This window comes from Micromonospora sp. LZ37 (assembly GCF_059359015.1).
In genome coordinates this window covers 160,580-176,086 of the sequence record NZ_JCADBL010000008.1, presented here as the reverse complement: position 1 = coordinate 176,086, position 15,507 = coordinate 160,580, and the positions used below count along the sequence as shown (strand labels likewise).

The window sequence follows — 15,507 nt, the reverse complement described above, 5'->3', positions numbered from 1 at the left end:
GGGGCTCCGCTGCGCTGCGCTCCTCGCGCTCACAGGCCGGTCCGTTCGACGTGTGCGCTGCGCGCGTCCTTGCGGACCTCGTAGCGGACCGGGATCCGCTCGGCCAGCGCCGGCACGTGGGTGACCACGCCGACCATCCGGTCGCCCCGCGCGGCCAGGCTCTCCAGGGTGGCGGCGACGGTGTCCAGGGTGGCCGCGTCGAGGGTGCCGAAGCCCTCGTCCAGCACGATCGACTCCAGGCTCGCCGCCGTGGTGGACATCCCGGCGAGCTGCTCGGACAGCGCCAGGGCCAGCGCCAGCGACGCCTGGAACGTCTCCCCGCCGGAGAGGGTGCGCACCCCCCGGCGCAACCCCGCGTCGTGGTGGTCGACCACGAAGAACTCGCCCTTGTCGTGGACCAGGTCGTACTGGCCGTGGGAGAGCTCACGCAGGATCCGCGAGGCCCCGTCGACCAGCAGGTCCAGCGCCTCGGCCAGCAGCCACCGCTCGAAGTTGTTGGCCCGCAGGTGCCCGGCCAGGGCCCGCGCCGTGCGGGCCTGCCGTTCGTGCTCGACCCGCTGCCCGCGCAGCTCACCGGCCTGTTCGCGGCGTTCCTCGATGCGGCGCACCGCCGCCTCGGCCCGCTCCGCGGCGACCGTCACCGCGCGGACCGGATCGTCGGCGGGCGGTAGCCCGGCTGTGCTGAGCAGGCCGGCGATGCGCTCCTCGACAGCCGTGGCCGCCGCCTCGGCCTCGGCCACCGACGCTGCCAGCCCGACCCGCTCGGCGCGCCGCTGCCCGATCTGGCCGGCCGCCCACTCCACCAGGGCGGCCCAGGCGCCGGCCACGTCGTCCCGGTCGGCGGCGGGCGGACCGAACCGGGCCAGCCCGTCCCGGGCGGCGTCGAACCCGCGCCACGTCGCGCGCAGCCGCTCCTCGGCCGCGTCCAGCGCGCCCCGGGCCCGCCGGGCGGCGTCCCGACCGGCGCGGACGGCCGTGGCGGCCTCGTCGAGGGCCCGCCGCAGCCGGGTGTGCTCGTCCAGCGCCGCGCGCAGCGCCTCCGGCGCGGCGGCCCCGGCGAGCTGGTCGTCCAGCTCGGCCAGCCGGGAGCGGAGCTGGTCGTGCTGGGCGCGTGCCCGGAGCAGCACCCGCTCCAGGTCACGGGCGGCGGCGTCGCGCTCCTGCACCCGGGCCTGGGCGGCCTTGCTGGCGGCCCGGGCCGCCTTGCCGGCGGCGGTCGCCTCGGCCACCGCCGAGCCCGCCGGCAGCGGCGGCACCCGGTCGACGGTCTGCTCGCAGACCGGGCAGTTCGCGCCGGCGCTCAGGTGGGCCCGCAACGCCACCGCCTGGTCGGTCGCCTTCGCCTCCTCGTGCGCCCGGAACGCCGCCTCCAGCTCGGCCTCGGCCCGGGCCGACGCCTCCCGGGCCGCGGTGAGCGCCGCCACCGCGACGTCGTGCTCCCGCTGGGCCGTGTCGAGCGCGCCGCGGACCAGCTCCGCCTCGCCGGTCAGCCGGTCCCGGTCGGTGTGCGCCCGCAGCAGCAGCCGCAGCGTGCTCTCGTCGCCGGCGGCGGCGAGCTCGCCGCGCAGCTTCTCCTCGCGCTCCTCGGCCAGCGCCACCGTGGCCGCCGCCTCGTCGGCCGCCACCCGTGCCGTGGTGACCGCCCGGGCCACCTCGGCGACCCCGTCGGGCGCCCGCACCCCGGCCAGCCCGGCCAGGTCGGCGTCGAGGGCGGCCAGCGCCGCGCCGGCCTCCCGCGCCGCGGCCCGCGCCCGCTCCCGCTCCGGTACGGCCGCCTCGACCGCGGCGGCGAGCTCGCGCATCCGCGCCACCTGCCCGGTGGCCGCGGCCAGGGCGGCGTCGTCGATGTCGGTCAGCCCGGCCAGCACCCGGTCGACCGTCTCCAGCTTCGCCTCGGCCTGCCCGGCCCGCTCGGTGGCCCGCTTCTGCACGTCCTCGTAGACCCCGAGGCCGAGCAGGTTGACCAGGATCTGCTGCCGGGTGGCGGGCTTGGCGTGCAGGAAGTCGGCGAACCGCCCCTGCGGCAGCACCACGCAGGAGGTGAACTGCTCGTACGGCAGCCCGACCGCCTCCAGTACCGCGTCCTCCATCTCGGCCGGCGTGCCGGCGATCACCTCGCCGAGGTCCTCCGGGCTCAGCCCGGTGTCGAGCTTGGTGACGTCGAAGCCGGCCGGCATCAGCTGCAACCCGGCGTTGGCGGTCTTGACGTTGCCCCGGCCGTCCCGGCGGACCACCCGGGTCGCCACGTAGCGCGCCCCGGCGGACTCGAAGACCAGCCGGACCCGGGCCTCGGTGGCCGACGGCGCGAGGGCGTTGGCCAGACCGCGGGCGCCGCCCCAGCGGGGGACGGTGCCGTAGAGGGCGAAGCAGATCGCGTCCAGCACCGTCGACTTGCCGGAGCCGGTCGGGCCGACCAGCGCGAAGAAGTCGGCGTCGGTGAAGTCGACGGTGGTCTCGTCCCGGAAGACGGTGAAGCCCGCCATGTCCAGCCGCATCGGACGCATCAGCGGTCCGCCTCCTCGAGGAGCTCGTCGAAGAGTTCCCGCACCCCGTCGTCGTCGTGGCCCCGGCTGTCCAGGTAGTCGGCGAAGAGCTCGCGTGGGGAGCGGCCGGCCCGCTGGGCGACCCGGGCGCCGCTGCCCGGCGCGGGCACCAGCTCCGGGTCGATCCGGATCTCCAACGCCCCCGGGAGCAGCTCCTGCACCTCCTCGCGCAACCCGGCCCGGGGCTGCTCGCGGACGAAGACCCGCAGCCAACCCTCGGGCGGGGTCAGCTCGGTCAGCTGGGCCAGGGTGCCCCGGACCGTGCGCAGCGGCACCGCCGCCGGCACCGGCACCTCCCGGACCTGGGCGGCGGTCCGGGCGGTCACCTCGACCAGCGTCACCGAGGGGACGTTCTCCTGCTCGCCGAAGTCCACCGCCAGCGGGCTGCCGCTGTAGCGCACCGGGCAGGGGCCGATCACCCGCTGCGACCGGTGCAGGTGACCCAGCGCCACGTAGTGGGCGTTGCCGGGGAAGACCGTCGCCGGCACGGCGTAGCCCAGGACGGTGTGCGCGTCCCGCTCGCCGCCGCCGGTGCTCGCCCCGACCACGGTCAGGTGGGCGGTGACCAGGTGCACCCGGTCCGGTTCGGTGAAGCCCTCGGTCAACCGGGCGAGCACCCGGCCCAGGTGGTCGGCGTAGGTCTGGTTGGCCTCGGCGGCGGTCAGCTCGTACATCTCCACCGCGCGGACGGCGTACCGCTGGGAGAGGAAGGGCAGCGCGGCCACCTGCCAGCGTTCGCCGTCGCGGGTGACCCCGTCGATGACGTGCTCGGCCGGGTTCTCCCGCACGCTGCCGCGCAGGGTGATCCCGGCCGCCTCGGCCCAGGGGCGCAGCGCGTCGAGGGCCGCGCCGTTGTCGTGGTTGCCACCGATCGCCACCACGTCCGCGCCGGTGCGGCGCAGCGCGGTCAGCGCCCGGGTGACCAGCCGGGTCGCCTCCGGGGTGGGCGCGGCGGTGTCGTACAGGTCGCCGGCGACGATCACCAGGTCGGGGCGCTCGGCGTGGGCGATCTCGATCACGCCGGCGAGCACCTGCTTGTGCTCGTCGGCCCGGGACCGCCCCTTGAGCACCTTGCCGACGTGCCAGTCCGAGGTGTGCAGGATCTTCACTGCTGTGCCGGCCTTTCGTTCGCGACTGCGGGGCTCGCAGGCTCACTCCTCGCGCTCACCGGTGCCCCCTAGAACGGGATGTCGTCGTCGGCGCCCGAGCCGACCACCGCGAACGGGTCGGCCGACTGGGTGATCGAGCGCAGCGTCTCCGACGGGGCCCGACCCGCCTCGGAGACCCGGGTGGCCCAGGCCGGGAAGGGGAACTCCAGGCAGAGCGGGACGGGGATGTCCGGCTGGTTGACGAACATGGTGCCGGGCTTGGCCAGCAGCGCCCGCTGGCGCTGCGCGGGCGGCAGGAAGCCGTACTCGGGGCGGGACGCCTCCGCCGGGTCCAGCCGCCCGACCACCCGGATCGCCGAGTTGGTGACGATCCGCCGCTCCACCTCGCTCGCGGTCTGCTGCGCGCCGACCAGGATCACCCCGAGCGAGCGGCCCCGCTCGGCGATGTCGAGCAGCACCTCCTTGATCGGGGAGGAGCCCTCGCGCGGGGCGTACTTGTTGAGCTCGTCGAGGACGACGAAGAGCAGCGGCTTGGCCGTGCCGGCCTTCTCCTTGCGCTCGAACTCGCTCTTGAGCGTCACGCCGACCACGAAGCGCTGCGCCCGGTCCGGCAGGTTGTGCAGGTCGACCACGGTGACCTGGGCGCTCTCGGCGGTGTTGATGCTGTGCGGGCGGCGCAGCGCCAGGTCGCCGCGGATCAGCCGGCCCAGGTCCTTCTTGCTGCCGATCAGCCGGCGGGCGAAGGCGTTGACCGTGCCCAGGCCGACCGCGCTGCCCGCCCAGTCGGCGCGGGTCTCGTCGTCGTTGAGCTGCTCGACGATGTGGTCGACCAGGTCGGCGTAGGAGCCCAGCCGGACCCCGTCGAGGCTCACCCCGCCGTCGGCGGGCTGGGCGTACCGGGCGAGGTGGGCGGCGACCGAGTGGACCACCATCGTGTACTGCTGGCGCTCGTCGTCGGCGTCGGCGAAGACGTACGGCAGGAGCCGGTCGGCGCAGAACTCGCTCAACGTCCAGTAGAAGCTGTCCACCCCGGTGAGCCGGCTGCTCACGTCCGGCGTGCCGGAGGAGTCGCCGACCCGCGGCGGGGCGTACACCCGCACGTCGGGGAAGGCCCCGGCGTCCAGCCCGAGCTTCGCGTACGACGCCCGGGTGGCATCGTCCAGCCGGAGGTTGGGGTGGTCGAGGAAGAGCAGGTCCTCGCCCTTGACGTTGAAGATCAGCGCCTTGGCGTTGACCGCGTCGCCGCCGAGCACCCCGGAGCGGAAGACCGAGTAGAGCAGGAAGGTGGCGAAGCTGGTCTTGGTGGCCACGCCGGAGATGCCGGAGATGGAGACGTGCGCGCCCCGACTGCCGTCGAGGAAGTCGGCGTTGAGGTAGACCGGGACGCCGTCGCGGCCCATGCCCATCGGGATCCGCCGTTCCATCCGGTCGAAGTGCAGCGCCCGGGCCCGGGCGTCGCCCTCGGCGCGGTAGACCGCCGCGCCCGGTGCCGGCGGCACGTAGAACTCGGGGTCGACCCGGGTGGTGGTGATCTCGGCGGCCTCCTGCACCTGGGCGGGGAGAGTGCCGTCGGCGATCGCGAAGACGTCGGAGTCGAACTGGGCGCCCTCGTGCCGCGCCCGGACCTGGGTGACCACCCCGGCGATGGTGACCGGCTCGCGGTCGGGCAGCTCCCGCCGGGTGACCACCACGTCGTCGAGCTGGAGGTAGCTGTCGGGGGAGACGGCGGTCCAGAACTGCAGGGGGGTGGCGTCGGCGGTGCCCAGCACCCGGCCGACCGCCCTGCCCGGGCCGTCGAGCTGGTCGTCGGTCATCGGGGGACTCCGGTCAGCTGGTCGTCTCGGTCGGGGCACACGTGGTGCATCCTGCCCGAGGAGTACGACAGGTTGCCACGTGACGCGGCGGACGCCACGCGCCCTGTCCGGCACCGTCGCGCTCCGGGATCGCGCGACCACGTTGGGTGCGGCCGTCGGCGTGAATCGCGTCCCGCGCGGCGTGATCCGGGAGAGCATCGGAGGGCCGGGAGAGCGAGGGGTGCCGTGGGACCGACACGAGGCCGACTTGTCGGGCTGCTGGGCCTCGCCGCGCTGCCGCCGGCGCTGGAGGAGGCGCTGCTGGTCGGCGTCGGCCTGCACGCCGCCCGGGGCCTGGCCCCGCAGGCCACCGCCGTCTGGCCGTACGACTCGTACCACGACCTGCGCTGGCTGCTGGTCTACCACGACTCCTGGGGCATGTTCCTGCTCGGCCTGCTGCTGCTGACCGTGCTGCGGGGCGTGCTCTCCGCCGGGTTGACCGCGCTCGCCTGGCCCGACGGCGTACCCCGGCCCTCCTGGGGCTGGCTGGTGCGGCGCAACCTGGAGGTCGCGGTGCTCGCCGCGGCGGTCATCTCGCCGTGGGCCGCCCTCTCCGTGGCCTTCTCGGCGGTGGCGCTCTCCTGGTACCTCTTCGCCTCGCTCGGCCCGATGCTGGTGCTCGCCCCCTTCCTGGTCCGGGCCGGGGTGGTGGCCCGGTGGTGGAAGGGGCTGCCCCCGATCGAGCTGTTCGGCTGGGCGTCGCTGAACTTCGTGGTCCTGACCCTGGCCGGCGCGGTGATCTCCGGCGCCTCCGGCTGGTGGACGGTGGTGCTGGCCGGCCTGGCCGGGGTGGTGAACGGGCTGCTCTGGCAGCGGACCGTGGCCGCCGCGGCGGCGCCGGTCCGGCTCCGCTGGGCGCGGGTGCCGGTCGCGCCGATCGCGATCGTGCTCGCCCTGGCCGGCGCGGTCTGGGCCCAGGCGGCGATCGGGTTCGCCAGCGGCGGTGGGCGGGGGGAGTGGCGGCCACCGATCCTCGCCGAGCGGCTGCCCGAGCGGGTCCCCCACGCGGTGATCGTGCTGGGCGGGCACAACTCCAGCTGGGACGGGAGTCCGTCGGCCGACCCGCGGGTCGAGCGCTTCTCCTACCAGGGCCTGGACGCGCGGGGCCGACCCCTGCCGTACCCGCCGGAGGCGACCCACCGCTCGCTGGACTCGAGCGCCTCCCTGCTCGCCGACCAGATCGACGTGGTGCACCGGCGCACCGGACGTCCGGTCGCCCTGTTCGGGCAGAGCGAGGGCTCGATGGTCGCCCGCACGTACCTGGAACGGCTGCCCCGCGGCCCGGTGAACGCGGTGGTGATGTTCAGCCCCCTCGTCCAGGCCGGCCGCGCCTACTACCCGCCGCCGGGCCACTCCGGCTGGGGAGTGGCGACCGGCTGGCAGTTGCGGGCCATGTTCTGGCTGGCGTCCCTGCCCCAGACGGTGAAGGACGAACCCGACAGCCCGTTCGTGCGGTCGGTGCTGATCAACGCGCCGTTCTACCGCAACCGCACCCTCTGCCCGGTCGCCGGGGTGCGGATGATCGCCTTCATGCCGACGGTCAGCGCCGCGGAGGCGCCGCCGGGCGAGTACAGCCGCGTCCCGGTCTACCAGCAGCCCGCGCTGCACGGCGGGCTGGTGGGGGAGCGGGCGGTGGAGGACCGGGTGGTCGCCTTCCTGGCCGGGGAGCCGGTGGAGATGCCCCGGGGCGAGTACGGCCTGTTGCAACGGCTGGGCGCCGCCTGGCAGGCTCCGCCGCTGGCCCTGGCGCTCAACCCGATCTGGTCGGCGACCCGGGAGGGGGATCCGGCGATGACCGGCCGGGTCTGCGAGCCGCGCTGAGCCGCCCGCCGCCCCGGGCGGTGCGCCGGTGTCGGAGCAGCAGCCGGGCGGCCGCGGCGTACAGCCCCACCACCAGCAGCACCCGGACCGGCGCGTACGGGAACAGCAGCAGGTCCACGGCGGCGCCCACCGCGGCGCAGCCGAGGGCGACCGGCACCGTGCCCCGCCCTCCGGTGGCGACCGCCAGCCCGGAGAGCGTGACCGCCGCGCCGATGGCCCCGTGCAGCCGGGCCCAGCCGGCGATGTCCACCAGGTACACGCCCTGCCCGGTCTCGACGGCGAACGGGTCACCGGTCGTGGCGGCCAGCGCGGAGAGCACGTCCACCAGGCCGGCGAGGACCAGCAGCGCGCCGACCAGCAGCGGTCGGTCCGGTCGGATCGCGCCGCCCGGCGCGGGAACGCCCATCCGCCCAGGCTAGGGCCGCAGGGTCCGACGCGGACCGGTCCCGGGCCCGGGTACGCGGACCGGGTGCCCGAGCCGTCGTCGTGGCACCCGGATGCGCACACCACTGCGCCCGGGCCCGTCGTCGTGGCCGGGGTGGACCGCCCGCGTACCCGGTGGGTGGCCGCCGGGGGACGGCCCGGCGCGGCCCCGGGTCCACCGCCGGCGGCGGGCGTGGCGCAGCGGGCGCCGTCAGGCGGCCGGCGCCGCCCCGGCGGGCGCCGGCGCGGGGGCGTCCCGGGCGTGGCGCAGCATCAGCACGCCGTCGTCGGCGGCGAGCACGTGCCGCAGCGGCAGCTCGCGGGCCGCGCCGGCCCCACCGGCGGAGATCCGCCCGGGACCCGGGCCGGCGAGCAGCGGGGCGACGGTCAGGCAGAGCTCGTCGACCAGGTCGGCGGCGGTGAGCGCGCCGAACAGGTGGGGGCCGCCCTCGCAGAGAATCTGGCCCAGCCCGCGGCGGCGCAGCTCGGTCAGGCCGGCGGCGAGGTCGACCCGCTCGTCGCCGCAGCGGACCAGTTCGGCGACGTCGGTCAGCCCCGGGGGCGGCTCGGCGGCGGCGTGGGTCAGCACGAGCGGGCGCACCGGCGCGTCGGCGAACGCGGCCTGCGCCGGGTCGAGGTCCAGCGACCCGGAGACGACCACCAGGGTGGGGTACTCGGCCAGCCCCCGCTCCCGCCGCCAGGCCCGGCGCGGCTCGCTCAGCCGCACCGCGCGGTAGCCCTCGTGGCGCAGCGTCCCGGCGGCCACCAGCAGTCCGTCGCAGAGCATCCGGAGCAGCCCGAAGACGCGCTTGTCCGGCGCGCCGGAGAGCCCGGCGGAGTAGCCGTCCAGGCTCACCGCGCCGTCGAGGCTGGCGACGAAGTTGACCCGCAGGTGCGGGCGGTCCGCGCGACCGTAGAGCGCGGTCAGCTCGGCGTCGTCCAGGGGCGGCGTGGCCGGCGTCGGCCAGATCCGGCGGATCGGGGTTCCGACGGTCATTCGCCGGCCGGACCGGTGACCGGAGGGGTGGGTCCGGGGGTACGGTGCTGGCAGTCGCACCACTTCCGGCCGGGACAGTCGTCGTGCCGCCGCTCCCGGCAGGCTCGGCAGATCATGCCGGCAGCCTATGCGGTGGGAGGAGGGGGCAGCATGCCACGCCAGATCTTCCAGCTGAAGATGTCCCTCGCCGGGGTACGCCCGCCGGTCTGGCGGCGGGTGCTGGTGCCCGGCGGTTACACCCTCGACCGGCTGCACCGGGTGGTGCAGCACGCCATGGGTTGGCGCGACTGCCGACTGCACTCGTTCGAGATCGACGGGGTGCAGTACGGCGAGCCGGACCCGGACGGCGCGCTGTCGCTCCGCGACGAGCTGGACGTCCGGCTCGACGCGGTGCTCGGCAAGGGCAGCAGGTTCCGCTACGTCTACGACTTCGGTGACTGGTGGGAGCACGACCTGGTGGTGGAGGACGCCGTCACCGCCGATCCGGAGGAGCGGTACCCGTCCTGCCCGGACGGCGAGCGCGCCTGCCCGCCGGAGGGCGTCGGCGGCCCGTCGGGCTACCTGGTCCTGCTCGCGGCCCTGGCCGATCCGATGCACCCGGAGCACGCGGCGATGCGGGAGTGGGCGGGCCACGGCTTCGACCCCGCCGGGTTCGATCCGGGGCGGGCGAGCACGCTGCTGCGTCGCCTCTGCTGATCCCTTCCGGCCACCGGGCGAACGGTGGCGGGCGTTGGCGGTAACGATCTGGGAACGCTCCCATCGGTCTATTGACACCCCTAACCCCTCCCGGCACGCTCATGGGAGCGTTCCCAAGGCGTGGCGCGGATCACTACGCACCCGCCCGGCCGACCCGGCCCACCGGTCCGGCCCGGGAGCGCCAGCGCACCCCCCACCACACCCGAACCCAGCCTCACCACTGAAAGAGGGGTCAGGATGAGCGTCACCACGCGGCGTACCCGCCTCGCGGCCGCCGCCCTGGCCGCGGTCACCGCACTCGGCGGTCTCGCGGCCTGCGGCAAGGACGACGACGCCACGGCGTCCGGCGGGAAGCCCGCCAAGCTGGTCGTGGACACCTTCGGCGAATTCGGCTACGACGAGATCGTCAAGCAGTACGAGAAGGACACCGGCATCAAGGTCGAGCTGCGCAAGACCGCCCAGCTCAACGAGTACCGGCCGAAGATCGTCCGGGCGCTGGCCACCGGCAAGGGCGCGGCCGACGTGGTCGCCCTGGAGGAGGGCATCCTCAACGAGTTCAAGGCCAACCCGGCCAACTGGGCCGACCTGGCGCCGCTCGTGGCCGACCACAGCAAGGAGTACCTGCCCTGGAAGTGGGAGCTGGGCAAGGCGCCGGACGGCCGGCTGATCGGCCTGCCCACCGACGTCGGCTCGCTGGCCGTCTGCTACCGCCGCGACCTCTTCCAGGCCGCCAAGCTGCCGACCGAGCGGGACCAGGTCGCCGCGCTCTGGCCGGACTGGAACGCCTTCATCGAGACCGGGAAGAAGTACCGGGCGGCCACCGGCAAGGGGCTGCTCGACTCGGTCACCACGGCCTCCAGCGCGGTGATGTTCCAGCAGGGCGGTGACCTGTTCTACGACAAGCAGGACAACGTCGTCGCCGACACCAGCGCCTCGGTGAAGAGCGCCTGGGACACCGCGGTCGCGATGGCCGACGCCAACATCACCGCCGAGACGGCCACCTGGTCGCCGGAGTGGTCGGCCGGCTTCAAGCAGGGCACCTTCGCCGCGACCTTCTGCCCGTCCTGGATGCTCGGCATCGTGCAGGAGAACTCCGGCCCGGAGAACAAGGGCAAGTGGGACGTGGCGCCGGTCCCCGGCGGCGCGGGCAACTGGGGCGGCTCCTGGCTCGCCGTGCCGACCCAGAGCAAGCACCACAAGGAGGCGGCGAAGCTCGCCGAGTACCTGACCAACGCGCAGAGCCAGGTGGCGGCGTTCAAGGCCAAGGGCCCGCTGCCGACCAACCTGGAGGCGCTGAAGAACCCGGAGTTCCTCGCGTACACCAACGAGTACTTCAACAACGCGCCGACCGGCAGGATCTTCGGGGAGAGCGTCGCCAAGATCCAGCCGCTGCACCTCGGTCCGAAGCACCAGGCGGTGAAGGAGAACGCCTTCGAGCCGGCGCTGCGGTCGTACGAGAGCGGGCAGTCGACCAGGGACAAGGCCTGGGAGCAGTACGTCAAGGACGCCAAGACCCAGGGCGCCTTCTGAGCTGACCCCGCACGGCGGTGGCGTCCGGGTCTCCCGGGCGCCACCGGCCGCGTCCCGTCGCCCGTACCGCCCGCCCCACCGGCCCCGCCGGCGCCGGGAAAGGACACCGCATGAGCCTGTCGGCCACGACCGCGCCGCCGTCACCCACGGCGTCGCCGCCCCCACCCACCCGGCGCCGCAGCCGGACGTTGTCGCTCACCCGCCTCGATCTCAAGCTCTCCCCGTACCTCTACATCGCCCCGTTCTTCGTGGTCTTCGGCATCTTCGGGTTCTACCCGATGCTGCGCACCGCGTGGATGTCGCTGCACGACTGGGACCTCATCGGCGAGCACAGCTTCATCGGGGTGGACAACTACACCCGGCTCTTCACCGACGAGTACTTCTGGAACGCCACGGTCAACACCTTCGGCATCTTCCTGCTCTCCACGATCCCGCAGCTGCTGCTCGCGCTCTTCCTGGCGACCCTGCTCAACCGCACGCTGCTGCGCGCCCGGACGTTCTTCCGGATGGCGATCTTCATGCCGAACGTGGTCTCGGTCGCCGCCGTGGCGATCGTCTTCGGCATGCTCTTCCAGCGCGACTTCGGCCTGATCAACTGGCTGCTCGGCCTGGTCGGGGTCGACGCGGTCGACTGGGACGCGCAGCGGTGGAGCTCGTGGACCGCCATCGCCTCCATGGTCAACTGGCGCTGGACCGGCTACAACACGCTCATCCTGCTGGCCGGCATGCAGGCCATTCCGAAGGACCTCTACGAGGCGGCGGCCATCGACGGCGCCAACCAGTGGAAACAGTTCTGGCGGATCACCCTGCCGATGCTCACCCCGACCTTCGTCTTCGTGGTCACCCTCTCCACCATCGGCGGGCTCCAGCTCTTCACCGAGCCGCTCGTCTTCGCCAACGGCAACATCATCGGCGGCGACCAGCGCGAGTTCCAGACCCTGGCCATGTACATGTACGAACTGGGTATCGAGAACCTCAACACCGCCGGGTACGGCGCCGCCGTGGCCTGGGCGATGTTCGTGCTGATCGCGCTGGTCTCGCTGGTCAACTTCCTGCTCGTCCGCCGTACGGTCAAGTGAGGAGCGACCGGATGAACTCCGCTTCCCAGCGCCTCTGGCGCACCAGCCCGCTGATGTACGTCGCCCTCGTGCTGGCGGTGCTCTTCTCGATCTACCCCTTCTACTACATGGTCGTCATCGCCACCCGCAGCCTGGACTCGATCAACGACGTGCCACCGCCGGTCACCCCGGGCGGCGCGTTCGGCGACAACTTCGGCCGGGTGCTCGACAACGACGCGGCGAACTTCCTCACCGGCCTGCTCAACTCGATGATCGTGGCCGGCGTGGTGACCGTCTCGGTGGTGATCACCGGGTCGCTGGCCGGCTTCGCCTTCGCCAAGCTGCGCTTCCGGGGCCGCAACGTCCTGCTGCTGTCGATCATCGTGACCATGATGATCCCGACCCAGCTCGGCCTCATCCCGCTCTGGGGCATGATCCAGGACCTCGGCTGGTACGACACCCTCTACGCGGTGACCGTGCCCTTCCTGGTCAGCGCCTTCGGCGTGTTCATGATGCGGCAGTACGCCACCCAGGCCATCTCCGACGAGCTGATCGAGGCCGGCCGGGTCGACGGGGCCAGCACCTTCCGGATCTACTGGAACATCGTGCTGCCCGCGCTGCGCCCCGCCGCGGCCGTGCTCGGCCTGCTCACCTTCATGGAGACCTGGAACTCCTACCTGTGGCCGTACGCCGTGCTCACCCCCGAGAACCCGACCCTGCAGGTGTCGCTGGCGTTCCTGTCGTACGCCTACTACACCGACTACTCGCAGGTGTTCGCCGCGACCGCCATCGGTACCGTGCCGTTGGTGATCGTGTTCGCCCTGTTCGGCCGCCAGATCATTGGCGGGATCATGGAAGGTGCCGTCAAATCGTGAGCAACCCACACCACCCGCCCGCAGTCGGCGTACTCGACCAGGGGCCGGAACTGACCTTCCCGCCCGGCTTCCTGTGGGGCGCGGCGACCGCCGCGTACCAGATCGAGGGGGCGGCCACCGAGGGTGGCCGGACCCCGTCGATCTGGGACACGTTCAGCCACACCGAAGGGCGGGTCGTCGCCGGGCACACCGGGGACGTGGCCTGCGACCACTACCACCGGATGCCCGACGACGTCCGGCTCATGGCCGAGATGGGACTGAAGTCGTACCGGTTCTCGGTGGCCTGGCCCCGGGTGCAGCCGAACGGCTCCGGCCCGGCCAACCAGCAGGGCCTGGACTTCTACCGCCGGCTCGTCGACGAGCTGCTCGCCCAGGGCATCGAGCCGTGGCTCACCCTCTACCACTGGGACCTGCCCCAGCCGCTGGAGGACGCCGGCGGCTGGCCGGCCCGGGACACCGCCGCCCGCTTCGCCGACTACGCCCAGCTCGTCGCCGACGCACTCGGCGACCGGGTGCGGTACTGGACGACGCTCAACGAGCCGTGGTGCTCGGCTTTCCTCGGCTACGGCTCGGGCGCGCACGCGCCCGGGCGCTCCGACGGCGCCGACGCGGTCCGGGCCGGGCACCACCTGATGCTCGGGCACGGGCTCGCGGTGCAGGCGCTGCGGGCGTCCCGGCCGCAGGCGCAGCTCGGCATCACCGTCAACCTCTACCCGGTCACCCCGGCCAGCGACGCGCCCGGCGACGTCGACGCCGCCCGCCGGATCGACGGGCTGGCCAACCGGTTCTTCCTCGACCCGGTGCTGCGCGGGTCGTACCCGGCCGACCTGACCGCCGACCTGCGCGAGGTGACCGACTTCGGGCACGTCCGCGACGGTGACCTGGCGGTCATCTCCACCCCGCTGGACCTGGTCGGGGTCAACTACTACAGCCGGCACGTGGTCGCCGCCCCGATCGAGGGGGCCGAGCCGGAGAAGTACTGGCGGGCGCCGTCGTGCTGGCCGGGCAGCGAGGACGTCCGGTTCGTCACCCGGGGCGTCCCGGTCACCGACATGGACTGGGAGATCGACGCGCCGGGCCTGGTGGAGACGCTGCGCCGGGTCCACGACGAGTACACCGACCTGCCGCTCTACGTCACCGAGAACGGCTCCGCCTTCGTCGACGCGGTGGTCGACGGGCGGGTCGACGACGTCGACCGGCTGGCGTACTTCGACGCCCACCTGCGCGCCGCCCACGAGGCGATCGGCGCGGGGGTGCCCCTGCGGGGCTACTTCGCCTGGTCCCTGATGGATAATTTCGAATGGGCGTGGGGTTACACCAAGCGGTTCGGCATGATCTGGGTCGACTACGACACCCAGGCCCGCATTCCCAAGTCCAGCGCCAGGTGGTACGCCGAGGTCATCCGACGCAACGGTCTGGCCGCACAATAGGCGAAGCCAGCCAGTTCCACGGGCGGCCCCGCGTCCACCCGCTCCCCACGGGTGGTGGCGGGTCCGCCCGACGTCGGAGGAGCAGACGATGACAACGCAGCGCACCCGGTCGCTCGGGCGCCCGACCCTCGACGCGGTCGCCGCCCGCGCCGGCGTCGGGCGCGGGACGGTCTCCCGGGTGGTCAACGGCTCGCCCCAGGTCAGCCCCGAGGCCCGGGCCGCCGTGCAGCAGGCCATCGCCGAGCTGGGATACGTCCCGAACCGCGCCGCCCGGGCGCTGGTCACCCAGCGCACCGACTCGATCGCCCTGGTGGTCTCCGAGTCGGGGGAGCGGGTCTTCACCGAGCCGTTCTTCGCCGGCATCGTCCGCGGGGTCAGCTCCGGGCTGCTGGAGACCCCGTTGCAGCTCTGGCTCGCCATGGTGCAGTCCCCGATCGAGCGGGAACGCGTCGAGCACCACCTGACCAACCAGCACGTCGACGGGGTGCTGCTGCTGTCGCTGCACGACTCCGACCCGCTGCCCACCCTGCTGGAGGAGCGCGACCTGCCCACCGTGCTCGGCGGCCGGCCGGCCCGGATGCTCCAGCCCGGCGCCCAGCCGTCCTGGTTCGTCGACGTGGACAACGTCGATGGCGCCCGGCAGGCGGTGGAGCACCTCGCCGCCCGGGGGCGGCGGCGGATCGCCCACCTCGCCGGCCCGCAGGACATGGGCGCCGGCCTGGACCGGCTGACCGGCTACCGGGAGGCCGTCCAGGCCGCGGTCGGCCGGGTCGACCCCGCCCTGATCGCGTACGGGGACTTCAGCGAGGGCAGCGGCGCGGTGGGCATGCGGCAGCTGCTGGAGACCTGCCCCGACCTGGACGCCGTCTTCGTCGCCTCCGACCTGATGGCCTTCGGCGCGCTGCGCACCCTGCGCGACGCGGGTCGCCGGGTCCCCGAGGACGTGGCGGTGATCGGCTTCGACGACGCCCCGATCGCCCAGCAGTCCGACCCGCCGCTGACCACGGTGTTCCAGCCGGTGGAGGAGATGGGCCGGCAGATGGCGAGGTTGCTGGTCGCCCGCATCCGCGGCGACGAGATCCCCAACCCCCATCTCCTCCTGGAGACCAAACTCGTCGAACGCGCCTCCGCCTGACCCGCGGCGACGGGCAAGATCGCGCTGGATCCTGGAA

At 73.8% G+C, this 15,507-nt stretch carries 12 protein-coding genes; 7 read left to right on the top strand and 5 right to left on the bottom strand.

The window, feature by feature from the left end:
- Positions 1–29: 29 nt before the first annotated feature.
- From AC5L3Z_RS18200 to AC5L3Z_RS18190, 3 genes are all read right to left on the bottom strand, one after another.
- A complete protein-coding gene (locus AC5L3Z_RS18200) occupies positions 30–2,504 on the bottom strand; it encodes an AAA family ATPase (protein ID WP_494843524.1) in 2,475 nt (824 codons plus the stop codon).
- The gene (locus AC5L3Z_RS18195) at positions 2,504–3,652 is read right to left on the bottom strand and encodes an exonuclease SbcCD subunit D (protein ID WP_494843523.1); all 1,149 of its coding nucleotides are present in this window, start codon (positions 3,650–3,652) and stop codon (positions 2,504–2,506) included. Before AC5L3Z_RS18195 ends, AC5L3Z_RS18200 begins: the two co-directional genes overlap by 1 nt.
- Before the next feature lie 68 nt (positions 3,653–3,720).
- Positions 3,721–5,466 (bottom strand): ATP-binding protein, encoded by a 1,746-nt coding sequence (locus AC5L3Z_RS18190; protein WP_494843521.1) that lies wholly within the window; start codon positions 5,464–5,466, stop codon positions 3,721–3,723.
- Positions 5,467–5,691: 225 nt separating this feature from the next.
- Between AC5L3Z_RS18190 and AC5L3Z_RS18185 the strand changes: the two genes are divergently transcribed.
- Positions 5,692–7,326, top strand: coding sequence for an alpha/beta fold hydrolase (locus AC5L3Z_RS18185; protein WP_494843519.1), 1,635 nt, complete (start codon positions 5,692–5,694; stop codon positions 7,324–7,326).
- Here the strand turns inward: AC5L3Z_RS18185 and AC5L3Z_RS18180 are convergent.
- Both AC5L3Z_RS18180 and AC5L3Z_RS18175 read right to left on the bottom strand, forming a co-directional pair.
- Positions 7,256–7,732, bottom strand: a complete 477-nt coding sequence (locus tag AC5L3Z_RS18180) for a DUF7144 family membrane protein (protein ID WP_494843517.1) — start codon at positions 7,730–7,732, stop codon at positions 7,256–7,258. The genes AC5L3Z_RS18185 and AC5L3Z_RS18180 overlap by 71 nt on opposite strands.
- A gap of 228 nt (positions 7,733–7,960) precedes the next feature.
- On the bottom strand, positions 7,961–8,746 hold the full coding sequence (locus AC5L3Z_RS18175) for a pyrimidine reductase family protein (RefSeq protein ID WP_494843515.1): 786 nt from the start codon (positions 8,744–8,746) through the stop codon (positions 7,961–7,963).
- A 150-nt stretch (positions 8,747–8,896) separates the two neighbouring features.
- Here AC5L3Z_RS18175 and AC5L3Z_RS18170 point away from each other — a divergent pair, with 150 nt between their 5' ends.
- From AC5L3Z_RS18170 to AC5L3Z_RS18145, 6 genes are all read left to right on the top strand, one after another.
- On the top strand, positions 8,897–9,442 hold the full coding sequence (locus AC5L3Z_RS18170) for a plasmid pRiA4b ORF-3 family protein (protein ID WP_494843513.1): 546 nt from the start codon (positions 8,897–8,899) through the stop codon (positions 9,440–9,442).
- A 237-nt stretch (positions 9,443–9,679) separates the two neighbouring features.
- A complete protein-coding gene (locus AC5L3Z_RS18165; protein ID WP_494843511.1) occupies positions 9,680–10,972 on the top strand; it encodes an ABC transporter substrate-binding protein in 1,293 nt (430 codons plus the stop codon).
- Between the two features lie 110 nt (positions 10,973–11,082).
- The gene (locus AC5L3Z_RS18160; protein WP_494843509.1) at positions 11,083–12,051 is read left to right on the top strand and encodes a carbohydrate ABC transporter permease; all 969 of its coding nucleotides are present in this window, start codon (positions 11,083–11,085) and stop codon (positions 12,049–12,051) included.
- 11 nt (positions 12,052–12,062) lie between these two features.
- Positions 12,063–12,905: a carbohydrate ABC transporter permease gene (locus AC5L3Z_RS18155; protein WP_494843507.1), complete on the top strand. Its 843-nt coding sequence runs from the start codon at positions 12,063–12,065 to the stop codon at positions 12,903–12,905.
- Positions 12,902–14,335: a GH1 family beta-glucosidase gene (locus AC5L3Z_RS18150; RefSeq protein ID WP_494843505.1), complete on the top strand. Its 1,434-nt coding sequence runs from the start codon at positions 12,902–12,904 to the stop codon at positions 14,333–14,335. Before AC5L3Z_RS18155 ends, AC5L3Z_RS18150 begins: the two co-directional genes overlap by 4 nt.
- 88 nt (positions 14,336–14,423) lie before the next feature.
- Positions 14,424–15,470, top strand: a complete 1,047-nt coding sequence (locus AC5L3Z_RS18145; RefSeq protein ID WP_494843503.1) for a LacI family DNA-binding transcriptional regulator — start codon at positions 14,424–14,426, stop codon at positions 15,468–15,470.
- Positions 15,471–15,507 lie beyond the last annotated feature (37 nt).